Annotated in this window: 22 protein-coding genes; 13 read left to right on the top strand and 9 right to left on the bottom strand. The window is 73.4% G+C overall.

Annotated elements, in window-relative coordinates; translation table 11 throughout:
• Window positions 1-240 precede the first annotated feature (240 nt).
• Window positions 241-1,341, top strand: coding sequence for a winged helix DNA-binding domain-containing protein (locus tag E4099_RS11025; RefSeq protein WP_135338812.1), 1,101 nt, complete (start codon window positions 241-243; stop codon window positions 1,339-1,341).
• A 20-nt stretch (window positions 1,342-1,361) separates the two neighbouring features.
• On the opposite strand, the gene E4099_RS11020 is transcribed toward E4099_RS11025, so the two are convergent.
• On the bottom strand, window positions 1,362-2,210 hold the full coding sequence (locus tag E4099_RS11020; protein ID WP_135338811.1) for a helix-turn-helix transcriptional regulator: 849 nt from the start codon (window positions 2,208-2,210) through the stop codon (window positions 1,362-1,364).
• 109 nt (window positions 2,211-2,319) lie between these two features.
• On the opposite strand from E4099_RS11020, the gene E4099_RS11015 reads away from it, so the two are divergent.
• Together E4099_RS11015 and E4099_RS11010 are read left to right on the top strand one after the other, a co-directional pair.
• Complete coding sequence (locus E4099_RS11015; RefSeq protein WP_135338815.1) at window positions 2,320-3,993, top strand: AMP-binding protein; 1,674 nt, start codon at window positions 2,320-2,322, stop codon at window positions 3,991-3,993.
• Window positions 3,990-5,630, top strand: a complete 1,641-nt coding sequence (locus tag E4099_RS11010; protein WP_135338810.1) for an AMP-binding protein — start codon at window positions 3,990-3,992, stop codon at window positions 5,628-5,630. The genes E4099_RS11015 and E4099_RS11010 overlap by 4 nt, the downstream gene beginning before the upstream one ends.
• Before the next feature lie 198 nt (window positions 5,631-5,828).
• Here E4099_RS11010 and E4099_RS11005 read toward each other — a convergent pair whose 3' ends face one another.
• Both E4099_RS11005 and E4099_RS11000 read right to left on the bottom strand, forming a co-directional pair.
• Window positions 5,829-6,293: a DUF5946 family protein gene (locus E4099_RS11005; protein ID WP_135338809.1), complete on the bottom strand. Its 465-nt coding sequence runs from the start codon at window positions 6,291-6,293 to the stop codon at window positions 5,829-5,831.
• Window positions 6,294-6,343: 50 nt separating this feature from the next.
• Window positions 6,344-7,069 (bottom strand): hypothetical protein, encoded by a 726-nt coding sequence (locus tag E4099_RS11000; protein ID WP_135338808.1) that lies wholly within the window; start codon window positions 7,067-7,069, stop codon window positions 6,344-6,346.
• A 201-nt stretch (window positions 7,070-7,270) separates the two neighbouring features.
• Between E4099_RS11000 and E4099_RS10995 the strand changes: the two genes are divergently transcribed.
• The 6 genes from E4099_RS10995 (at window position 7,271) to E4099_RS10970 (ending at window position 11,407) form a co-directional block, all read left to right on the top strand.
• Entirely contained in the window at window positions 7,271-7,522 is a 252-nt protein-coding gene (locus tag E4099_RS10995) for a YkoF family thiamine-binding protein (RefSeq protein ID WP_135338807.1), read from the top strand.
• A complete protein-coding gene (locus tag E4099_RS10990; RefSeq protein ID WP_135338806.1) occupies window positions 7,519-7,896 on the top strand; it encodes a helix-turn-helix domain-containing protein in 378 nt (125 codons plus the stop codon). The genes E4099_RS10995 and E4099_RS10990 overlap by 4 nt, the downstream gene beginning before the upstream one ends.
• Window positions 7,897-7,990: 94 nt before the next feature.
• Window positions 7,991-8,491: a 2-oxo-4-hydroxy-4-carboxy-5-ureidoimidazoline decarboxylase gene (gene uraD, locus E4099_RS10985; RefSeq protein WP_135338805.1), complete on the top strand. Its 501-nt coding sequence runs from the start codon at window positions 7,991-7,993 to the stop codon at window positions 8,489-8,491.
• Window positions 8,491-8,910, top strand: a complete 420-nt coding sequence (gene uraH / locus E4099_RS10980; RefSeq protein ID WP_135338804.1) for a hydroxyisourate hydrolase — start codon at window positions 8,491-8,493, stop codon at window positions 8,908-8,910. Before uraD ends, uraH begins: the two co-directional genes overlap by 1 nt.
• 5 nt (window positions 8,911-8,915) lie before the next feature.
• A complete protein-coding gene (pucL, locus tag E4099_RS10975; protein ID WP_135338803.1) occupies window positions 8,916-9,863 on the top strand; it encodes a factor-independent urate hydroxylase in 948 nt (315 codons plus the stop codon).
• Window positions 9,864-10,030: 167 nt separating this feature from the next.
• A complete protein-coding gene (locus E4099_RS10970) occupies window positions 10,031-11,407 on the top strand; it encodes an 8-oxoguanine deaminase (protein ID WP_135338802.1) in 1,377 nt (458 codons plus the stop codon).
• A gap of 66 nt (window positions 11,408-11,473) precedes the next feature.
• Here E4099_RS10970 and aceB read toward each other — a convergent pair whose 3' ends face one another.
• Together aceB and E4099_RS10960 are read right to left on the bottom strand one after the other, a co-directional pair.
• On the bottom strand, window positions 11,474-13,099 hold the full coding sequence (gene aceB / locus E4099_RS10965) for a malate synthase A (protein WP_135338801.1): 1,626 nt from the start codon (window positions 13,097-13,099) through the stop codon (window positions 11,474-11,476).
• 464 nt (window positions 13,100-13,563) lie between these two features.
• The gene (locus E4099_RS10960; protein WP_135338800.1) at window positions 13,564-14,199 is read right to left on the bottom strand and encodes a nucleotidyltransferase family protein; all 636 of its coding nucleotides are present in this window, start codon (window positions 14,197-14,199) and stop codon (window positions 13,564-13,566) included.
• 401 nt (window positions 14,200-14,600) lie between these two features.
• Here E4099_RS10960 and E4099_RS10955 point away from each other — a divergent pair, with 401 nt between their 5' ends.
• Window positions 14,601-14,930: a DUF5955 family protein gene (locus E4099_RS10955; RefSeq protein ID WP_135338814.1), complete on the top strand. Its 330-nt coding sequence runs from the start codon at window positions 14,601-14,603 to the stop codon at window positions 14,928-14,930.
• Window positions 14,931-14,986: 56 nt separating this feature from the next.
• Here the strand turns inward: E4099_RS10955 and E4099_RS10950 are convergent, their stop codons facing one another.
• Entirely contained in the window at window positions 14,987-15,772 is a 786-nt protein-coding gene (locus tag E4099_RS10950) for an IclR family transcriptional regulator (protein ID WP_135338799.1), read from the bottom strand.
• Window positions 15,773-16,238: 466 nt separating this feature from the next.
• Here E4099_RS10950 and allB point away from each other — a divergent pair, with 466 nt between their 5' ends.
• Both allB and alc read left to right on the top strand, forming a co-directional pair.
• Window positions 16,239-17,582, top strand: a complete 1,344-nt coding sequence (gene allB, locus E4099_RS10945; protein ID WP_135338798.1) for an allantoinase AllB — start codon at window positions 16,239-16,241, stop codon at window positions 17,580-17,582.
• Entirely contained in the window at window positions 17,579-18,706 is a 1,128-nt protein-coding gene (gene alc / locus E4099_RS10940; RefSeq protein ID WP_135338797.1) for an allantoicase, read from the top strand. The genes allB and alc overlap by 4 nt, the downstream gene beginning before the upstream one ends.
• Window positions 18,707-19,190: 484 nt before the next feature.
• Here alc and E4099_RS10935 read toward each other — a convergent pair whose 3' ends face one another.
• On the bottom strand, window positions 19,191-20,081 hold the full coding sequence (locus E4099_RS10935; protein WP_135338813.1) for an SCO6745 family protein: 891 nt from the start codon (window positions 20,079-20,081) through the stop codon (window positions 19,191-19,193).
• Between the two features lie 258 nt (window positions 20,082-20,339).
• On the opposite strand from E4099_RS10935, the gene E4099_RS10930 reads away from it, so the two are divergent.
• Window positions 20,340-21,158: an AIM24 family protein gene (locus E4099_RS10930; RefSeq protein WP_135338796.1), complete on the top strand. Its 819-nt coding sequence runs from the start codon at window positions 20,340-20,342 to the stop codon at window positions 21,156-21,158.
• Window positions 21,159-21,228: 70 nt separating this feature from the next.
• Here the strand turns inward: E4099_RS10930 and E4099_RS34115 are convergent, their stop codons facing one another.
• On the bottom strand, window positions 21,229-21,363 hold the full coding sequence (locus E4099_RS34115) for a DUF6126 family protein (RefSeq protein ID WP_245244756.1): 135 nt from the start codon (window positions 21,361-21,363) through the stop codon (window positions 21,229-21,231).
• Window positions 21,360-21,989: a helix-turn-helix domain-containing protein gene (locus E4099_RS10925; protein ID WP_135338795.1), complete on the bottom strand. Its 630-nt coding sequence runs from the start codon at window positions 21,987-21,989 to the stop codon at window positions 21,360-21,362. Before E4099_RS10925 ends, E4099_RS34115 begins: the two co-directional genes overlap by 4 nt.
• Between the last annotated feature and the right edge of the window lie 444 nt (window positions 21,990-22,433).

Here is a 22,433-nt window from a genome sequence, read left to right as displayed (position 1 = left end):
TCCCCGGCCCGCCCCCCACCGGGGCGGGCCCCGTCATACCCCTTGGCAGGCCCAGGAGGAGCACCCTGGACCGGCCGTAGGGGCCGCGCCCCTCGGCAGGCCGGGCGGAGGTGCGCGCTCGGTGGGCCGCTTCGGGCACCTCCTCGGCAGGACGTGGAGGCGCGCCCGCCACAGACCGCGGAGGCACCCCCTCGCGGATTGCGGACGGGAACTGACCTCAATCGGCTCTAGCGTGGGGTGATGACCAACGCACCGGTTCTCACCCTTCGGCAGCTCAACCGTGCCACCCTCGACCGCCAGTTGCTGCTGCGCCGAGCCCGACTGTCGGTGCTGGACGCGGTGGAGCACCTGGTGGGGCTTCAGGCGCAGGCGGTCACACCGCCCTACGAGGCGCTCGCCGCGCGGCTGGCCGACTTCGGCCCGCAGGCGCTGTCCGAGCCCCTCGCCGCACGCCAGGTGGTGCGGATCCCGCTGATGCGCTCCACCATCCACCTGGTCAGCGCCCGGGACTGCGTGACGCTGCGCCCCCTGGTGCAGCCGGTGCTGTACCGCGGGTTCCAGGGCAACCAGGGCAAGCGGCTGGCCGGAGTGGACCTGGCGCGGCTGGCGGAGGCGTCCCGGGAACTGGTCGAGGAGCGGCCGCTCACCTTCAAGGCGCTGGGCGAGGCGCTGCGCCCGCACTGGCCGGACCGGGCGGGCGGCGACCTGGCCATGGCGGCCCGTACCGTCCTGCCGCTGGTGCAGGTGACCCCGCGCGGGCTGTGGGGGCGCAGCGGGCCTATCGCGCACACCACGGTCGAGGCGTGGCTGGGCCGGCCGCTGGAGGCGGAGCCGGACCTGTCCCGGATGATCCTGCGCTATCTGGCGGCCTTCGGCCCGGCCTCGGTACGGGACCTCCAGACCTGGTGCGGGCTGACCGGGCTGCGTGAGCCGGTCGAGGCACTGCGGCCCCGCCTGCTGAGCTTCCGGGACGAGGGCGGGGTGGAACTGTTCGACCTGCCCGAGGCGCCGCGCCCGGACCCGGACACCCCGGCCCCGCCGCGCTTCCTCCCGCAGTACGACAATGTGCTGCTCTCGCACGCGGAGCGCGGCAGGATCGTCAGCGCGGCCGACCGGGGCCGGATCTGGCAGGTCAACCAGGCGTACCGCACCTTTCTCGTCGACGGCTTCGTCCGGGGCACCTGGCGGATCGAGAGCGGCTCCGGGACCGCCACCCTGCTGGTGCGGCCCTTCTCACCACTGGGCCGCGCCGACCGTGCGGCGCTGGAGGACGAGGCCCGCGGCGTGCTGTCGATGGCCGCCCCGGAGGCCGCCCATGACCTGCGCTATGTGTCCGACTGAGCCGACCCGCGCGCCCGCCGCTACGGCAGGAGCCCCGCGCGCCGGGCCTCGACCACCGCCTGGAGCCTGGTGTGGGCGCCCAGTTTCCGCATGGAGGAGCGCAGATAGCTCTTGACCGTCTCCGGCCGCAGGCCCAGCCGTTCGGCGGCCACCGCGTTGGTCGCGCCCAGGGCCACGCAGGCCAGCACGTCCACCTCGCGCGGTGACAGCTCCACCGGGCACCGCTCAGGGGGCCGGCCGGGGTGCCGCGGAGACGAGGAGGCGCGGGCGAGCCTGCGGCAGGCGGCCAGGATCTCCTCGCGCAGCAGCGGATCGGTCACCCGCCCGGCCAGCGCCCGCAGATCCACATGCGCCTCGCGGACCTCCTCCCACAGGGCCGGATCCGCCTCCGTGGGCTGCTGCGCCACCGACAGCAGGCGCTGCGCTTCGTCGTGCACCGCCAGCGACTGCTCCAGCTCGCGGGCCGCCTCCACCGCCGCGGCCAGCGGCCGGTCGCCCAGCGCCAGCGGCTCCCGCAGCGCCCCGTACAGCACGCCGCGCACCCGGCGCCGCACCACGACCGGCACCGCCAGGACCGAGCGCAGGCCCTCGGCCTCCACCGCGGCGTCGTACTCGTGGCTGATGGCCCGGGAGGCGCGGTAGTCGGCGACGGACATCGGGCGGGAGGTGCTGGCCGCCTTGCCGCCCAGCCCGTTCCCCGCCGAGATGGCCAGGCCGTGCAGGGAGCGGCTGGTGGTGCCGCTGAGCGCGGAGATGTGGAACTGCCGCGCCCCGGTGAACAGACCGCCGAACGCCACCGGCAGCGCGCCGGACCGCCGCAGCCGCAGCAGAGCCGTCTGGAGATCGACGGCTGCGGCCGAATGCGCCACGGCACCTCCCGAAAATGACCCGGTACCCCCGTCCGGGGGTGGTGAGACTCATATCACGCGTCCACGATGCTAGCCAGCGGTACGGCACTGAGGAGGACATGTGACAGCGATGAGTCCGACCGAGGAGTTCCGGGCGGCCCGGGACTTCCTGCTGGAGCAGCGTACGGACTACGCGGCGGCCCGCGCGGGGTTCCGCTGGCCCCGTCCGGAGACCTTCAACTGGGCGCTGGACTGGTTCGACCCGATGGCCGAGGGCAACAGCCGTACCGCTTTGCACATCGTCGAGGAGGACGGGGCCGAGACCCGGCTGAGCTTCGCCGAGCTGCGCACCCGCTCGGACCGGGTGGCGAACTGGCTGCGGGCCCGCGGGGTCGGGGCCGGCGACCGCGTGGTGGTCATGCTCGGCAACCAGGCCGAGCTGTGGGAGACCGCGCTGGCGGCGATGAAGCTGCGCGCGGTCGTCATCCCGGCCACGCCGCTGCTCGGGCCGATCGACCTGGCCGACCGGGTGGAGCGCGGCGGGGCCCGGCACGTGCTGGTGCGGACCGCCGACACCGGGAAGTTCGCCGAGGTGCCGGGCGACTACACCCGGATCGCGGTGGGCGAGGGCGTGCCGGAGGGCTGGCTGGACTACGCGGACGCGCACGCCGACCCCGAGGCGCGGGGTCCGTTCGAGCCGGACGGCCCCACCCGGGCCACCGATCCGCTGATGCTCTACTTCACCTCCGGCACCACCGCCCAGCCCAAGCTGGTCGAGCACACCCACACCTCGTACCCGATCGGGCACCTGGCCACCATGTACTGGATCGGGCTCAAGCCGGGCGACGTCCACCTCAACATCTCCTCCCCGGGCTGGGCCAAGCACGCCTGGTCCAACCTCTTCGCGCCGTGGAACGCGGAGGCGACCGTCTTCATCCACAACTACAGCCGGTTCGACGCGGCCCGGCTGATGGCCGAGATGGACCGCGCGGGCGTCACCAGCTTCTGCGCGCCGCCCACCGTGTGGCGCATGCTCATCCAGGCCGACCTGAGCCAGCTGCGCACCCCGCCGCGTGAGGTGGTCGCGGCCGGGGAACCGCTCAACCCCGAGGTGATCGAGGCCGTACGGCGGGCCTGGGGGGTCACCATCCGGGACGGCTTCGGGCAGACCGAGACGGCCGTGCAGGTCGCCAACACCCCCGGTCAGCAGCTCAAGCCGGGCTCCATGGGCCGCCCCACGCCCGGCTTCACCATTGCCCTGCTGGACCCGGTGACCGGCGCCCCGGGGGAGGAGGGAGAGATCAGCGTCGACCTCTCGGACCGCCCGGTCGGCCTGATGGCCGGCTACGCCGGAAACCCCGAGCGCACCGCCGAGGTCATGGCGGACGGCTACTACCGCACCGGGGACATCGGCTCCCGGGACGCCGACGGGTACATCACCTACATCGGCCGCGCCGACGACGTGTTCAAGGCCTCCGACTACAAGATCTCGCCGTTCGAGCTGGAGAGCGCGCTGCTGGAGCACGAGGCGGTCGCCGAGGCCGCGGTGGTGCCGGCACCCGATCCGCTGCGGCTGGCGGTACCCAAGGCCTATGTGGTGCTGGCGGCGGGCTGGGAGCCCGGCCCGGAGACCGCCAAGGCGATCTTCGCCCACTCCCGGGAGGTCCTCGCGCCCTACAAGCGCATCCGCCGGCTGGAGTTCGCCGAGCTGCCCAAGACCGTGTCCGGCAAGATCCGCCGCATCGAACTGCGCGAGCGGACCGCGCAGGGCGGCGGCACCGAGTTCCACGAGGGGGACGTATGACCGGCGCCTTCAGGGACGTACCGGAGCTGTCCTACGCCAGTGGGACGGGCGAGACGCCGCTGCTCGGCGACACCATCGGCGCCAACCTGGCCCGCACCGTCCGGCGGTTCGGCGACCGCGAGGCGCTGGTGGAGGTGGCCAGCGGACGGCGCTGGACCTACGCGGAGTTCGGGCAGGCCGTCGAGGAGGTGGCCCTGGGACTGCTCGCGAAGGGGGTCGGCAAGGGCGACCGGGTCGGCATCTGGGCCGTCAACTGCGCCGAGTGGGTCCTGGTGCAGTACGCCACCGCCCGGATCGGCGCGATCATGGTGAACATCAACCCCGCCTACCGGATCCACGAGCTGAGCTTCGTCCTCCAACAGGCGAAGATCTCGGTGCTGGTCGCCTCGATCCAGCACAAGACCAGCGACTACCGGGGCATGGTGCGGCAGGTGCGCCCCGACTGCCCGCTGCTGCGCGAGGTGATCCACATCGGCGACCCGAGCTGGGACGCGCTGGTCGCCGCCGCGGCCGGGGTGGACCCGGAGCTGCTGGCCGAGCGGGAGGCGCAGCTGTCCTGCGACGACCCGATCAACATCCAGTACACCTCGGGCACCACCGGCTTCCCCAAGGGCGCCACCCTCTCCCACCACAACATCCTCAACAACGGCTACTTCGTGGGGGAGACGATCCACTACACGGAACGCGACCGGGTCTGCGTCCCGGTGCCGTTCTATCACTGCTTCGGCATGGTCATGGCCAACCTCGCGGCCACCAGCCACGGTGCCTGCCTGGTCATCCCGGCGCCCTCCTTCGAGCCGGTGGCCACCCTCAGCGCCGTGGAGCGCGAACGCTGCACCTCGCTCTACGGGGTGCCCACCATGTTCATCGCCGAACTCAACCTCCCCGACTTCGCCACCTACGACCTGTCCACGCTGCGCACCGGGATCATGGCCGGATCCCCGTGCCCGGTGGAGGTGATGAAGCGGGTGGTCTCCGAGATGCACATGGCCGAGGTGTCCATCTGCTACGGGATGACCGAGACCTCCCCGGTCTCCACCCAGACCCGCCGCGACGACGATCTGGAGCGCCGCACCGGCACCGTGGGCCGGGTGCTGCCGCACATCGAGGTCAAGGTGGTGGACCCGGCGACCGGGGCGACCGTGCCCCGCGGCACCAGCGGCGAACTGTGCACCCGCGGCTACTCGGTGATGCTCGGCTACTGGGACGAGCCCGAGCGCACCGCGGAGGCCATCGACAGCGCCCGCTGGATGCACACCGGCGACCTCGCGGTGATGCGGGAGGACGGCTACGTCCAGATCGTCGGGCGGATCAAGGACATGATCATCAGGGGCGGGGAGAACGTCTACCCCAGGGAGATCGAGGAGTTCCTCTACACCCACCCCAAGATCGCCGATGTGCAGGTGGTCGGCGTTCCGGACGAGAGGTACGGCGAGGAGATCCTGGCCTGCGTCATCCTGCGGGACGAGGCCGACCCGCTCGACCACGAGGAACTGGTGCGCTACTGCAGCGGCCGGCTGGCGCACTTCAAGGTGCCGCGGTACCTGCGGCTGATGGACAGCTTCCCGATGACGGTCAGCGGAAAGGTGCGCAAGGTGGAACTGCGGGAGGAGGGCGCCCGCTCACTGGCCCCGTAGGTCCTGTCCGCCCCCGGTGACTGCGTGCCCTGGACGCGGGCCTCCCCGGGCCGGCAGGCCCGCGGAGGCCCCCGCCATGGGCCACGGAGCGCGTGGCGGGGCGGGCGGTATCTCCCGGTGGGGGCCCGTACGTTTCCGGGGCAGGCGAGGGCGATCGGGCGGCGTCGGGCCCGCACCTCGGCGGCTCGCGGCCCCCGGTCACGCACCGCGGCTCCAGGCGTCGACCGTGGCGGCGGCCCAGGCCCTGACGCGCTCCGCGAACCCCTCGGCGGGGAACGTCCCGTCGACGGCCACATCCTCGATCGTGCAGGAGAAACGGGACGGCGGCGCGTACCCGTGCGGCATTTCCGGGCCGCGGACGACCGGTGACGGCGCGCCCCCGACCCGATGGGAGTTGGCCCGGCGAGCCCGACCGACGAGTGGGTTCACCGCGTCCAGGCCGCCCGCCAGGTAGGCGTGCAGGAGGGCCCAGGCCATCGCCCCACCGTCGGCGGGAAGCCGACCGGGATGCTGGAGCAGGAAGCAGGAGACCGAGACACCGTGCAGCGGCCCCCACGGTGGCTGCCGCGCGTGGTCCCGTGCGAGCAGCTCCTGGAACAGCTCGCCGCAGGAGCGCGGGGCCGCGGGCACACCGCACTCCCCGCAGGAGTCCGAGGATGCCATGCAGTCTCCCCTGATCGTCGGAATCGCGGCGAGGGCCTCCAACCGGTGTTCTACTCCTTCCGCTCCGGCGGCCCCAGCCGGATCAGGTCGTCCGCCGCGTCGTTGACCGGCTGCGGGGTGCCGGTGAGGTCCATGACGAACAGCGGGATCCCTAGCTCGTCGGCGCGGTGGCGGGCGTCCCGGGCGTAGCCGGCCAGGGAGAAGAAGACCGCGGTGACCGACTCGTTGAGCCCGGTCAGCCACAGGCACTCCACCTCCCGCACGGTGGTCGGGTGGGTGGTGGGGTCCACCTGGGCCACCACGCCCGGGCCGCGCAGATCGGCGCCGGCCGTCGCCCGGTTCTCCGGCGGGCGCAGCCCCTGGAAGCCGAGCCAGCGCAGATAGTGCGCGGCGGCGTTGACCGCGTCCCGCGCGGTGCGGATGGTCACCGGGCGGAAGGCGGGGCGCGCGGGCCCGGATCCGGCGGCACCGCCGTCGCCCGGTCCGGTGGCCGGCCGCCCGGGCGGCTCGGCGGGCGCCTCGACCACCGGGATCCGGATCACCGTGCCGCAGGGGCAGTCCAGTTCGGGCCAGGGCCAGTGGTCGCGCCGGTCGCAACTGGCGCAGTCCACCACGGCCCAGCAGTCCTCCCAGGTGCGGTGCGCCATCGCACAGGGATCCCGGTCGGCGGCGATGGGCAGGCTGACCGGGGCCCCGCAGGCACAGGAGAACGTGGGCGGGGTGAACGACTGCTCGTGGCGGCAGGCGGGGCAGCGCACCGGCACGCTCTTGGACATCTGCGGCTCCTGCTGCGTTCATGACGGCCTCCCGGGCACCGGCCCGGGAGTTCTGCCCTGCCATGCTCCCGGACGCGGACCGCCCCGGTCCGGCGAACGCCGAATGTGCGTGGCGCCACCTCCGCGGTTTTCGCCTCGTACGGTCATCGGGCCGCCGCCAGGGGCTGCCGCGGGCACGGCGGCGCGGGTTAGGTTGACCGGGTGAGATTGAGGGTTGAGTTCACGACCGAACCGTTCGACCTCGACGAGGCGCCCCCGCACGCCCTGGTGGCCCGCGAGGTGGTGCAGACCGCCCCGCTGGACTCGGTGGACGTGGGGCCGTTCGGCAACACCGCCGAGGGCCGCGCCGAGGAGGTGCTGGCCGCCGTGGACGCACTGCTGCGCAAGACCCTCCAGGCGGGTGCCACCCGGGTGTCGCTCCAGGTCAACCTGGTCGAGGAGGGGGAGGGGTGACCGCCTTCGCCGACCATCCCCTCGCCCGCGCGGTCCAGCCGCTGGTCGACGCCATGGGGGGCCGGCTGGTCGCCCCCGACCGGGCCGCGGAGGACGATGTGGTGCTCTCCTGGGAGGGGCGGGAGGTGGTGGCGGTACGGCTGCCGCACCTGTCCGACTCGCTCGACCACATCCTGGCCGAGCTGGAGCGCCGCCACGGGATGCCGCTGTCCCGGCTGGACCGCAGGACCAAGCAGTCCGTGGTGCGGAACCTGGAGCAGCGCGGCGCCTTCTCGGTGCGCCACGGGGTGGAGACCGTGGCCGGCGCGCTGGGGGTGTCCCGGTTCACCGTCTACAACTACCTGAACCGGGAGAGCGCCAAGGGCGCCGAATGACCCGTGGCGGCGCGGTGGCGCGATGCGGCCGGGCCCGGCACGAAGTTCTCAACAATCTGTTGACGTCCCGTGGTGGGGCTCCTAGCTTGCCGGTGTGACCTCCAGCGCGAGGCCGGGCCTGATCCGGCTGAACACCGCAGACGAGTCCGGGGCGACCGAGCTGCTGCGCGAGGTGTGCGCCAGCCGGTCATGGGCCGCCGCCGTGGCGAGCGGCCGCCCCTACGCCGATCCCGAGGCGCTGTACACGGCGAGCGATACCGCCATGGCGGCACTCACCCCCGCCGACCTCGACGAGGCGGTGGCCGGGCACCCGCCGATCGGGCGACCCGCGCCGGGTGACCGCGCCTCGGCGCGGGAGCAGAGCGGAGTGCGGGAGGCCGAGCGCATGGAGCTGCTCGAACTGGGCCTCGCCTACCAGGACCGGCACGGACACACCTTCCTGATCTGCGCCACCGGGCGCACCGGCGAGGAGATGCTCGCCGCGCTCCGGGAGCGGATCGGCAACGACCCGGACACCGAGCGCGAGATCGTCCGCACCGAACTGGGCAGAATCAACCGCATTCGGCTGACCCGGCTCGTAGAGGGAGACCTGTGATGACGCACCCGGCCACCGCCGCCGCGCCCGCCTCGGTGTCCACGCACATCCTGGACACCAGCCTCGGCCGTCCGGCGGCGGGCGTGCCGGTGCGGCTGTCCGCCCGCGCCACCGCCCGGGACGCCTGGCAGGAACTCGGCGGCGCGACCACCGACGCCGACGGGCGCTGCAAGGAACTGCCGGCCCTGCCGGCGGGCACCACCGGGGTGCGGCTGCGCTTCGAGGTCGAGCCGTACCTGGGGAGCCGCGCACACGGCACCACCCGGCCGGCCGAAGCGCGGCAGGACGCCCCCGGCGACACGGACAGCGGCGCGTTCTTCCCCGAGGTGACGGTGGCCTTCACCGTCGCCCCCGGCGAGCACTACCACGTACCGCTGCTGCTCAACCCGTTCGGATACTCCGTTTACCGAGGGAGTTAGCAGACATGACGGCCCACTCCGACCACCCCCGCCCCGCGGTCCTCGGCCAGAACCAGTACGGCAAGGAGGAGTGCCGCGTCGTGCGGATCACGCGGGACGGCGACACCCACCACGTCAAGGACCTCAGCGTCTCGGTCGCCCTCCGCGGCGACATGGACGAGGTCCACCTGTCCGGCTCCAACGCCACCGTGCTGCCGACCGACACCACCAAGAACACCGTGTTCGCCTTCGCCAAGGAGTACGGCGTCGAGTCGGCCGAGCAGTTCGGCATCCATCTGGCCCGGCACTTCGTCACCAGCCAACCGGCCATCCACCGGGCCCGGATCCGTGTCGAGGAGTACGCCTGGGAGCGCATCGCGAGCGCCGGGACCGCCTCGGGGGCGGATGGCGCGGAGGGGACCGGGCACTCCTTCGTCCGCAAGGGCCAGGAGGTGCGCACCGCCCAGATCACCTACGACGGCTCCTCCTGGGAGGTGGTCTCCGGCCTGAAGGACCTGGTGGTGATGAACTCCACCGGCTCGGAGTTCCAGGGCTTCGCCAAGGACCGGTACACCACCCTCCAGGAGACCCGCGACCGGATCCTGGCCACCGAGGTCGCGGCCCGGTGGCGGTACTCCTGGTCCGGCGGCGAGGAGCCGCCACCCCAATGGGACCTGTCCTACCGGCAGGCCAGGGAGCACATCCTGCGGGCCTTCGCGGAGACCTACTCCCGCTCGCTCCAGCAGACGCTGTACCAGATGGGTTCGCGCGTCATCGAGCACCGCCCCGAGATCGAGGAGATCCGCTTCTCGCTGCCGAACAAGCACCACTTCCTGGTGGACCTGGAGCCCTTCGGCCTGGGCAACGACAACGAGGTCTACTTCGCCGCCGACCGGCCCTACGGCCTGATCGAGGCCACCATGCTGCGGGACGGAGCCGAACCCCGGATCCCGGCCGATCCGGCCACCCTGTAGAACTGCACACCGGGCCCTGGCGGCCCATCCCCGACGCGGGCGCCGGCGTCACTCCCAGGGGACGAGCGGGGGCATCTGCGCAGCCTCAAGCAGTACCGCGGGTCCGGTCGTCACCCCGCTCGACCTCCCGGACCCGCGGAACCACCGGGAAAGAACGAGGACATCCCATGGCAGCTTCGCGCATCGTCATCGAGAACTGCGCCATCGCCACCGTGGACGCCGACGACACCGAGTACCCCTCGGGCCATGTCGTCGTCGCGGGCAACCGCATCGAATCGGTGGGGGCCGGGCCGGCCCCCCGGGACCTGGCCGATGTGGCCCGCCGCATCGACGGCACCGGCCACCTGGCCACCCCCGGCCTGGTCAACACCCACCACCACTTCTACCAGTGGATCACCCGCGGCCTGGCCCAGGACGCCAACCTGTTCGACTGGCTGGTCGCGCTCTACCCGACCTGGTCCCGGATCGACGAGCGGATGGTGCACGCGGCGGCGCAGGGCTCGCTGGCCATGATGGCCCGCGGCGGGGTCACCACCGCCATGGACCACCACTACGTCTACCCCAAGGGCTCCGGCGACCTGTCCGGCACCATCATCGGGGCCGCCGCCGAGATGGGCGTCCGGTTCACCCTGGCGCGCGGCTCCATGGACCGCGGCGCCAGTGACGGCGGACTGCCGCCGGACTTCGCGGTGGAGACCCTGGAGGGCGCGCTGGCCGCCACCGAGCAGACCGTCGACCACCACCACGACCCGTCCTTCGACGCCATGACCCAGGTGGCGGTCGCCCCCTGCTCGCCGTTCTCGATCTCCACCGAACTGCTGCGGCAGGGCGCCGAACTCGCCCGCCGCAAGGGCGTCCGACTCCACACCCACGGCTCGGAGACCGTCGAGGAGGAGAAGTTCTGCCATGAACTCTTCGGCATGGGCCCCACCGACTACTTCGAGTCCACCGGCTGGCTGGGCGAGGACGTCTGGATGGCGCACTGCGTCCACATGAACGACTCCGACATCGCCGCCTTCGCCCGCACCGGCACCGGCGTGGCGCACTGCCCCTCCTCCAACGCCCGGCTGGCGGCCGGCATCGCCCGGGTCCCGGACATGCTCGCCGCCGGAGTGCCGGTGGGCCTCGGCGTGGACGGCACCGCCTCCAACGAGTCCGGGGAACTCCACACCGAGTTGCGCAACGCGCTGCTCATCAACCGGCTCGGCAGCCACCGGGAGCGGGCCCTCACCGTCCGCCAGGCGCTGCGGCTGGGCACCCACGGCGGCGCCCGGGTGCTCGGCCGCGCCGAGCAGATCGGCTCCCTGGAGCCCGGGAAACTCGCCGACCTGGTGCTGTGGAAGCTGGACGGCATCGGCCACGCCTCCATCGCCGACCCGGTGGCGGCCCTGGTCCTGGGCCCCGCCGCCCCGGTCACCCTCTCCCTGGTCAACGGCGAGCCCGTGGTCGAGGACGGCCGTCTGACCACCGTCGACGAGGAGACCATCGCCCGCCGCACCCGGGACGAGGCACGGCGCCTCGCTCGCATCGCCGCCATGGGCTGATCGGCCCCGTGCGGGCCCGGGACGCCGCCCCGGGCCCGCACCGGCCGCGAACGCGCCGTCGACCGGTCAGTCGAGCAGCTCGTAGGCCGGAAGGGTCAGGAAGTCCACGTACTCCTCGTCCAGCGCCACCTTCAGCAGCAGGTCGTGCGCCTGCTGCCAGTGGCCCGCGGCGAACGCCTGCTCGCCGATCTCGGCCCGGACGGCGGCCAGCTCCTCGGCGGCCACGGTACGGACCAGCTCCGCGGTGACCGGCACGGTCCGCCCCTGGTGCTCCAGCTCCACCCCGGCGTTGATCCACTGCCAGATCTGCGAGCGGGAGATCTCGGCGGTCGCGGCGTCCTCCATCAGGTTGAAGATGGCCACCGCGCCCAGCCCGCCCAGCCACGCCTCGATGTAGCGGACACCGACCTGGACCGCGTTGCGCAGCCCCTCGAAGCTGGGCCGGGCGTCCAGCGAGCCGATGTCGATCAGCTCGGCGGCGGTGACCCGGACGTCCTCGCGCAGCCGGTCCTTCTGGTGCGGCCGGTCGCCCAGCACCGCGTCGAAGGCGGCCAGGGCGACGGGCACCAGGTCCGGGTGGGCCACCCAGGAGCCGTCGAAGCCGTCCTTCGCCTCCCGGTCCTTGTCGGCCCGGACCTTTTCCAGGGCGGCCTTGTTGACCTCGGGATCCCTGCGGGAGGGGATGAACGCGGCCATCCCGCCGATCGCGTGCGCCCCGCGCCGGTGGCAGGTGCGCACCAGCAGCTCGGTGTAGGCGCGCATGAAGGGGGCGGTCATGGTCACCGCGTTGCGGTCGGGGAGCACGAACGCGGCGCCGGCGTCGCGGAAGTTCTTCACGAGGGAGAAGAGGTAGTCCCAGCGGCCGGCGTTCAGCCCGGAGGCGTGGTCGCGCAGCTCGTAGAGGATCTCCTCCATCTCATAGGCCGCGGTGATGGTCTCGATGAGCACGGTGGCCCGCACCGTGCCCCGCGGGATGCCCAGCCGGTCCTGCGCGAAGACGAAGACCTCGTTCCACAGCCGCGCCTCCAGGTGCGACTCGGTCTTGGGCAGATAGAAGTACGGGCCCTTGCCGAGCTCCATCAGCGGCCGCGCGTTGTGGAAGAAGTACAGCCCGAAGTCGACCAGGGCGCCGGGCATCGGACGTCCGTCCACCCGCAGGTGGCGCTCCGCCAGGTGCCAGCCGCGCGGGCGCACCACCACGGTCGCCAGCTCCTCGGCCGGCCGCAGGGCGTAACTCTTCCCCCGCGGGGTGGTGAAGTCGATCCGCCGCTCCCGGGCGTCGATCAGGTTGAGCTGGCCATGGATCACGTTCTCCCAGGTGGGAGCGGAGGCGTCCTCGAAGTCGGCGAGCCAGACCCGGGCCCCGGAGTTGAGCGCGTTGACGGTCATCTTGCGGTCGGTGGGGCCGGTGATCTCCACCCGCCGGTCGTTCAGCGCGGGCGGAGCGGGGGCCACCCGCCAGCTGTCGTCCGCTCGGATGTGCGCCGTCTCGGGGAGGAAGTCCAGGGTGCCGGTACGGGCGATCTCGGCGCGCCGCTCGGCACGGCGGGCGAGCAGTTCGTCCCGGCGCGGGGTGAAGCGCCGGTGCAGCTCGGCCAGGAAGGCGAGGGCCTCGGGGGTCAGCACCTCGCCCTGGCGCTCCAGCGGTTCGGCCTCCACGACGGCCGGCGGAACCGGCGTCGGTGCGGACATGGGCACTCACTCCTTCGGTGAGGGCGGCAGGCCGCCGCCGCCTCCCGGGCGGTCGCCGGCGCCGTCCGAGGCTCAGGGGTGCTTCTCGCCAGTGGAGAATAAGTTCCTCATGGTGGAAGTTCAATGGCGCGGTGCGGTGGGCCCTCCGGACGGATGGTGACGGTGTGCCGGTGGTGACGCCTTTGCCGTCCGAGTGGATGGTGGCGGTGCGTCGGTGGTGACGCCTCTGCCGTAGGGGAGGGCTGGGGCGGTACGCCGGTGGTGAAGGCGCCCTCGCCCTCGGGGCGGACGGTGACGGGACGCCGGTGGTGCGGGCCCTTGCCGTACGGGCGGATGGCGGCTGTGCGTCGGCGCCGCCGGGCCCCGCCGTCCGCGTGGAGGACGGCGCGCCGGTGTCGACGTCCCTCCTCCGTATGGGTGACCGCGCAGTGGCGCGGTGCCGCCGGCCGGACCCGGCGGGGCCCTCACTCCAGGAGCGCCAGGTCCTGGGGGGTGTCGATGTCGTCCGGGGCCGCGATGTCGGCGCACTCCACCAGGCGCAGCCGGGAGCGGTGGGCGCGCAGGAAGTCGCGGGCCCCCCGGTCGCCCTCCGCGTCCGCCGCGACCTCGGCCCACAACCCCCGCCCGAACAGCACCGGATGCCCGCGCTCCCCGCCGTACGAGGCCGCCACCAGCTCCGCCCCCGACCGGTGCGCGGCCAGCAGCCGGGCCACCACCCGCGGACCGATCCGCGGCTGGTCCACCAGCATCACCAGCGCCGCCGCCGCGTCCGTGCCCTCCAGCGCGGCGAGCCCGGCGCGGAGCGAGGACCCCATGCCCGAGGCCCAGTCGGGGTTCTCGACCACCCGGCACCCCGTCAGCTCGGCGCGCTCCCGCACCCGCCCCGCCGCCGCGCCCAGCACCACCTGCACCGGGGCGCAGCCGCCCGCCCGCAGCGCCGCCACCGCCCGCTCCACCAGGGGGCGCCCCCGATAGGGCAGCAGGGCCTTGGGGCGTCCGCCCAGCCGCCGTCCGCCGCCGGCCGCCAGCAGCAGCCCGGCCACCGCCGGCCGGTCCGCGGCCGCCTCCCCACCGCTCCCGTCCCGCACCGTTCCTGCCATAGGCCCTGGCCTTCCTCTCCGTGACGCGGTCCGCCCCCGCACTCCTCCCGGACCCTCGGGGGGCGCGCGGCCGCGACGCCTGACACCGCCGGGAGGCATGCCCTTGGACCTCGCCGTTTCCGGTCCCGGCGGGGCCTGGACACCCTCACCGGCAGAAATGGGGCGCGCGGGGGGCGCGCATGGGTCATTGTGAAGTAAAGCGGAGACCTGAATTTCGCACTCCGTGTAGCGCGGCGTGTGCGGAGTGGCGTTAACTGAACCGCGTGGCCGCTCGCGACCCGCTGGGCGCGGAGCAGGCCCATGATGCAGGGCGAGGGACTTGCGCAAGGGCGCGCAAGGGGGAGAGGCGTGTGTTGTCCGACGAGCGTCAGGGACTCGGGCGGCTGCCCGGGGTCCATGTGATGGAGGGCGCGGTCCCGGTGAGGACCGGCGCCATCGGGGCCGGCGGGGACCCCCGAGCCGGAGAGCTGGGGTCGGCCGTGGCCCGGTTGCGCCGGGAACTCGCCGTCCATCCCGCGGATTTACCCGAGCGCGCGATCGCCGAGGACGAGCTCGCCGCGCTGGCCGCGATGGCCGCCTCCGGCACTCCGGAGCCGCCCCGGCTGCGCTACTCACTGCTGGTCATCGCGGGCGCCATCGGCTCGGTGAGCGCGCTGGCCCTGGCCCTCGGCGCGGTGCGGCGGGCGATCGACCTGTTCGGCGAACTGCCGCCGGGCCGCGGCCGGGACTGAGCACCGGACCGCGTGACGGCCCCGACGGGGGTCGCGAAAGGCCGGGAGGCGGCAGGTCAGCCGGTGCCGGTGTCCGCCAGGGTGGCCGACAGCCGCGCCGCGACCTCCTTGAGCACCGGAACGATCTCCCCGGTCGCCTCCTCGGTGACCCGCCCGGCGGGCCCCGAGATGGAGATGGCGGCGCGGGTGGGCGAGTCGGGCACCGGCACGGCCAGGCAGCGCACCCCCATCTCCTGCTCGTTGTCGTCCATCGCGTAGCCCAGCTCGCGCACCTGCTCCAGGGCGGCCAGGAACTCGTCCGGCGAGGTGATGGTCCTCGGGGTCACGGCCGGCATTCCGGTACGGGCCAGCAGGGCGCGTACCTCCTCGGCCGGGGCGTGGGCCAGCAGCGCCTTGCCGACGCCGGTGGTGTGCGGCAGCACCCGGCGGCCGACCTCGGTGAACATCCGCATCGAGTGCCGCGAGGGCACCTGGGCGACATAGACCACCTCGTCGCCGTCGAGCAGTGCCATGTTGGCGGTCTCGCCGGTCGCCTCCACCAGCCGCGCCAGGTGCGGCCGGGCCCAGGTGCCCAGCAGTCGGGAGGCGCTCTCCCCGAGCCGGATCAGCCGGGGGCCGAGCGCATACCGCCGGTTGGCCTGCTGCCGTACACAGCCGCAGGTCACCAGGGTGCGCATCAGCCGGTGGATGGTCGGCAGGGGGAGCCCGCTGCTGGTGGAGAGTTCGCTCAGCCCCACCTCGCCGCCGGCGTCGGCCATTCGCTCCAGCAGGTCGAAGGCGCGCTCCAGCGACTGGACGCCGCCAGAGCTGCTGGCGGTCTTGGGCTCGGCGGACGGCGGCACAGCGCGTTCCTTTCGGGGCGGATGGGGTCAGCCGCGCGGGGCACCCGGCCGACCGGCATCGGCAGCCTACCCGTCTCCCGGTGCTCCCCACACCGGCATGGCCAGGCTGTTGTGGCCGGTCACAGGCGCTTTGCGAGGTGCGGGCGGGGTCGTGGGAGCGGGCCCGGACGACCGTCGATGCCTCACCACCCGTTCCGCAGCGCGGAGGTCGCCTTCTGGTGCACGGAATCGCCCATGCCGGCGATCCTGCCAGCAGCCACCGACAGTCCTCGGCCGCCTCAGTCGGCGCCAGTCCCGTCGGTGACGGCGTGCGGGGCCGGCTGACCAGGTCGTGGAAGACCTCGATCAGGCCGAAGGAGCGTCCTCCTTCCGGGCCTTGACGCCACCGGTGCCCCGATGAAGACTTCAACAGATCGTTGAAAGGGTGCGGGGTTTCCTGTCCGGCGGGCGATGCGCGGGAGGTCTGGTGGCCGACGTGGGGCTGGTGCTGCGATCGACACGGGTCATCACTTCGAGTGGTGTGCGCGCGGCCTCCGTCGCCGTGGCCGGCGGAAGGATCACCGCGGTCCTTCCCCACCAGGCCCAGCCCCCCGGTGGGGCGCGGTTGGTGGACCTGGGCGACGACGCCCTGCTGCCCGGACTGGTCGACACCCATGTCCATGTGAACGACCCGGGCCGCACCGCCTGGGAGGGCTTCACCTCCGCGACCCGGGCCGCAGCCGCGGGCGGCGTCACCACCCTGATCGACATGCCGCTCAACAGCATCCCGCCCACCACCACAGTCCGGGCCCTGGAAGCCAAGCGGGCCGTGGCCCGCCCCCAGGCCCATGTCGACGTCGGCTTCTGGGGCGGCGCGGTGCCCGGCAACGTCCCCGAGCTGAAACCGCTGCACCAGGCCGGGGTCTTCGGCTTCAAGTGCTTCCTGCTGCCCTCCGGGGTGGACGAGTTCCCGCAGCTCTCCCCGGCCGAACTCGACGCCGCGCTGGCCGAGATCGCCGATCTCGGCGGGCTGCTCGTCGTGCACGCCGAGGACCCCCGGCTGATCGCCGGCGCCGCCGCGCCCAGCGGCCCCCGCTACGCCGACTTCCTTGCCTCCCGCCCGCGCGAAGCCGAGAACCGGGCCATCGCCGGGCTCATCGCACTGGCCCGCAGGCACCGCGCCCGGGTGCACGTACTGCACCTGTCCTCCGCCGAGGCGCTGCCGCTGATCGCCGCGGCCCGCCGGGAGGGCGTACGGATCACCGCCGAGACCTGTCCGCACTTCCTCACCCTCACCGCCGAGGAAGTCCCCGACGGCGCCACCGAGTTCAAGTGCTGCCCGCCCATCCGCGAGGCCGCCAACCGGGACGCGCTGTGGGCCGGGCTCGCCGACACCACCCTGGACTGCGTGGTCTCCGACCACTCCCCGTGCACCGCCGACCTCAAGAGCGCCGACTTCGGGCGGGCCTGGGGCGGCATCGCCTCACTCCAACTCGGACTGCCCGCGGTCTGGACCGAGGCCCGGCGCCGCGGCCACACCCTGGAGGAGGTGGCCCGCTGGATGTCCACCGCCCCCGCCCAACTGGTCGGCCTGCGTACCAAGGGCGCCATCGAGCCGGGCCGGGACGCCGACTTCGCGGTGCTCGCCCCCGAGGAGAGCTTCACCGTGCGCCCCGCCGACCTCCACCACCGCAACCCCGTCACCGCCTACGCCGGGAAGACCCTGTACGGCCTCGTACGCTCCACCTGGCTGCGCGGTACGAAGATCGCCGACCATGGAACCCCCACCGAGCCCACCGGCCGACTCCTCGAAAGGCAGCCCGAGGCATGAGCGCCGCGACACCTTCCTTCACCGGGGCCGCGAAGCCGTACACCGGCGGCGACCCGTACGCCGACTACCGCACCGCCGACCTCCCCTTCACCCACCACGCGGACCTGGCCGACCGCCGGTTGGGCGCGGGCGTGATCGCCGCCAACGACGAGTTCTTCGCCGAGCGGGAGAACCTGCTCGACCCCGAGGCCGCCCGCTTCGACCCGGAGGCCTTCGGACACAAGGGCAAGATCATGGACGGCTGGGAGACCCGCCGCCGCCGCGGCGCCGGCCCGGACACCCCGCACCCCGCCGAGGAGGATCACGACTGGGCGCTGATCCGCCTCGGCGCGCCCGGCGTCATCCGCGGCATCCTCGTGGACACCGCCCACTTCCGCGGCAACCACCCGCAGTCCGTCAGCGTGCAGGCCACCGCGCTGCCCGGCACCCCCTCGCCCGAGGAACTGCTGGCCCCGGAGGTGGCCTGGACGGAACTGGTCCCGCGCACCCCCGTCGGCGGCCACGCCGCCAACGGCTTCCCGGTGGCCGACCCCCACCGCTACACCCATCTGCGGCTGTGCCAGCACCCGGACGGCGGCATCGCCCGGCTGCGGGTGTACGGCGAGGTGGCCCCCGACCCCGCGTGGTTGACCGCCCTGGGCACCTTCGACCTGGCCGCACTGGAGAACGGCGGCATCGTCGAGGACGCCTCCGACCGCTTCTTCGCGCCACCGGGCAACACCATCCGGCCGGGCAGGTCCCGGAGGATGAACGAGGGTTGGGAGACCCGCCGGCGCCGGGACAAGGGCCACGACTGGGTGCGCTACCGGCTCACCGAGCAGGCCCTGATCCGCGCCGTGGAGATCGACACCGGCCAGTTCAAGGGCAACGCGGCCGGCTGGGCGGCGCTGTACGCCCTGGACGCCACCACCGGGGCAGACCCCGCGGACCGCGCCGCCCCCTGGGTGGAAATCCTGCCCCGCACCCGCCTCCAGCCCGACACCGTGCACCGCTTCCTGCCGGAGGCGGTCCCCGCCGCCACCCATGTGCGGATCGACATCTTCCCGGACGGCGGTATCGCCCGCCTGCGCCTCCACGGCTCGCTGACCCCCAAGGGCGCCGAGCGGCTCGGGCAGCGCGGCTGAGTCGAACCGCCGATCCGGGCTGGCCCGCGCACCACGCCAGCGGGTTCCCGGCGGAGACGATGTTCGGGACGACCGGCCCCGCGGGCATCGGCTGCACTGCGAGCAGGACCGGCACACACCGGCGCAGGCCATGAGGCGGCCGCTGAGGACTCGGCTGTGTGGGCGTTGTGGGACCTGTTCCTGGATCCGGCGATGCCGCGCCCACGGAGTGGGGACGACCGACGGCTCAGTGGCAGGAGGTGGCCGGAGGTCATGCCGATGTCCTCCGTGGCACGCTATGGGAATGTGCTTTGCGTGAGGGGCGCCTTCAACCATGGCGCCACCACCGGGACCGTCCAGGCCTTTGCCACCCGCGCGGTGACCGCCTCCTGAAGCCCCGCCAACCCGCCGACGGCGCCCGGACGAACCGGTGGCCGGACGCCGTCCGCGCGCGGGACGCACTGGCCATGCAGGACGTCGCTGCGTAGTCCCACCGAGGGTCCCGTCACTCGCCCTCCGCCGCCGGGGTCGTCCTCGGCAGGCCCATCGGGTTGGGGAAGCGGAGGGCGGCGCCGCAGGCGTGTGCGAGGGGCCGCAGCAGCGCCGCCACCCGCCGGGTCCGTTCGGCGCCCAGCGCCTGCCAGGGGCGTCGGGCGGCGCGGTCGGTGGCCTCCTCCACCGAGGCCAGCACCTGCCGGCCCGCCGCGGTCGCGGTGCCCTCCGGCGTCAGCCACCCGCGCTCGACCAGCCGCTGCTGGGCGGCGGCCCACTCCTCGTCGGTCCAGCCGCGGTAGGGCTGGAGTTCATCGCGCGGCAGATCGGTGCCGGCCCGCAGCGCCAGCGTCTCGCAGCCGTCCAGACCGGCCGCCACCAGCGCCGCCACATGCCCGTCACCGCGGTGCTCGCGCAGCAGCGTGGCCGCGTGCCACAGCCGGCCGTACGGATCCTCCGGGACGTCCAACGCGGTGTTCGCGGCGGCCAGCACCCGGCCCGAGCAGTCCAGCCCCAGGGCGGCCGGCAGGAGCGTCTCGCCCGCCCGTGCCACCGCCTCCTCCTGGCCGGTCAGCAGGTGGGTCAGCGCCGCGGTGGCACCGGCCAGCCGGGCCTGGAGCGCCTGCTCCGGGGGTGTGGTCCGCCAGAGCGCGGGCAGCCCCCGGGCCGCCATCCGCGGCGCGAAACCGAAGAACGCGGCCACCACCGGCTCCGGGCCCACCGCACCCAGCGGCGCCGCGCGGCCCGCGAAGTAACCGCGCCAGTATCCGCGCAGCCCCGCCGCCTCGAAGGCGGTGCGCGCCTGGGGGGCGAAGTAGGTGACCGCGTGGAGTGGCTCGAACAGGGTCCACAGGGCGCGCGGACCGATCTCGGGGTCGGGGGCGCCGTCAGCCGCCGTGTCCATGGTCATGCCCACACCGTGGCAGATCCGCGGCCCCGTGCACAGGCGATCTTCGGCTTCCCGCCGACCCGGGCGGGCGCAGCGGGCCCCGGACCCGGGTGGGGCGCGCGACCGCGGATCGGGCGCGCCCGCGTTCGGAGGGAAATCGGGGGAAAATCAGGGGAAGCCAGGGGAAATCAGAGTAAACAGCGGAACCTCCCCGCCTTGATCCCTCGTTCACCGGGCGGATCCACCCCCCCGCACCCCAAGGAGGAGACGGCCGTGACGCTGCGGCAAGAGATCGTCGGGAACGCCATGCAGATGGCCGTCTGCCAACTGCAACCCGGTCAGACCGTCTACTGCGAGGCGGGAAAGTTCCTGTTCAAGACGGCCAACGTGACGATGGAGACCCGGCTCACCGGGCCGTCCGGCCAGGGCGGTGCCGCACCGTCGGGCGGGGGCGGCACCGGGATGGGCGGGATGCTGCGGCAGGCCATGGGCACCGCCATGCAGGTCGGCCAGCGGGCCCTGGCCGGTGAGTCACTCGCCTTCCAGTACTTCACCGCCCAGGGCGGCGAGGGCACGGTGGGTTTCGCCGGGGTGCTGCCCGGTGAGATGCGCGCCCTGGAGCTGGACGGCGGGCGCGCCTGGTTCGCCGAGAAGGACGCCTTCGTCGCGGCCGAGTCCACGGTGGAGTTCGGCATCGCCTTCCAGGGCGGGCGTACCGGGCGCAGCGGCGGCGAGGGCTTCGTCCTGGAGAAGTTCACCGGCCGCGGCACCGTGATCATCTGTGGCGCGGGCAACTTCATCGACCTCGACCCCGCCGACTTCGGCGGCCGGATCGAGGTGGACACCGGCTGCGTCGTCGCCTTCGAGGAGGGCATCCGCTACGGAGTGCAGCGCGTCGGCGGGCTCAATCGGCAGGGCCTGATGAACGCGGTCTTCGGCGGCGAGGGCCTGTCGCTGGCGACCCTGGAGGGCAGCGGCCGGGTGATCCTCCAGTCGCTCACCATCGAGGGCCTGGCCAACGCCCTGAAGAAGGCGCAGGGCGGGGACAAGCAGGGACCCACCGGCGGGCTGTTCTCCGGGGGAGCGGGCTGACGGCCTTCCGCGGGTCCGCCGTGATCACCGCACCGCCCGGCGGGCGGGCGCCGTCAGGCCGTCCGCCGGGTCACTTGGCGCCGCCCAGGTAGAAGATCAGGAAGAAGAAGGCGGCGATGACGTGCACCCCCACCAGGTAGATGAAGACCCGGAAGATGACCCCGCCGGGGGCCTTCTCCTCCTCGTGCGATGTCGCCTCGTTCACGGCATGGCCCTCCATTCGTGAGGTGCGGGCTCGCCGAGGCACAACTCGACGGCTCCGCTCTGGATCAGTGTGTGGACGAACAGCAGTTCCGCGCCGCCGGCCGAGACGGCCGAGATCCGGTGCGGGGTGAAGGAGTCGTAGTGCGCGGCGTCCCCGGGCTCCAGCAGATGCGCGGACTCGCCGAGCACCAGCCGCAGCCGTCCCCGCATGACGTACAGCCACTCCTCGCCCGGATGCACCCGCACCAGGTCCTCCTGGCGGCTCTGGTGCATCGGTACGTGCACCCGGAGCGCCTGCATGGCCCGGGCCGAACCGCCCGCCCGCCAGTAGGTCCAGCCGCCGGCCTCGGAGGCCTCCATCCGGTCCGCCCGGATGATCGGGTCCCGTTCCGGGGCCACCTCGCCGAGCAGGTCGGATACCGTGGTGCGGTAGGTACGGGCCAGAGCCAGCAGCATCGGCAGCGAGGGCTGGCGGTGCCCCGTCTCCAACCGGGACAGATGGGCCGGTGAAAGCCCGACCCGCTGGGCCGCGGCCTCGAGCGTGAGGCCGCTGCGCCGCCGCAGGTCGCGCAGTCGGGGGGCGATGGCGGGCAGAGGACCGCCCGCACCCTCGGGGGGCGAGGTCATACCTCCGGTATAACGAGCCGCGCGGCTTTAGGCAAAAGTTTTGCCTCACAGGCAAAAGCGCAGGTAAGGCTGGCCTTGGGGAGGGTTTCGGTCCACGCCCCGCCTTCGGGGCCGCTCACGCCTCCCGGGTGCGGCGCGCGGGTGCCGCCGCGCGGCCGGGTGCCGTTCTCCGCGGGCTTGGGCGGTGTGGCGGCGGAACGGTGTCGTCGGGGAACGGTACGGCGGCCGAACGCAGTCGCGACGGAACGGTGTCGGAGCCTTGACCGAGGTGCGGCGAGGCTGTGAACTCCTGGGAAATCTTACCGAGTTGGCGTTGACATGCCATTATCTACGCGCGTCATCCTGTCGGTCATGAGGATCCCCCCACGCATCGCCCGCATCGGCGCCCTCGGCGCCCTGGTCTCCACCCTGGCCCTGGCCGGACCCGCGGTGGCCGCCCCACCC

Source organism: Streptomyces palmae (genome assembly GCF_004684805.1).
GTDB classification, from domain to species: Bacteria; Actinomycetota; Actinomycetes; order Streptomycetales; family Streptomycetaceae; genus Streptomyces; species Streptomyces palmae.
Note: the sequence above shows the minus strand (reverse complement) of the source record. Positions and strands in the feature narration are given on the sequence as shown.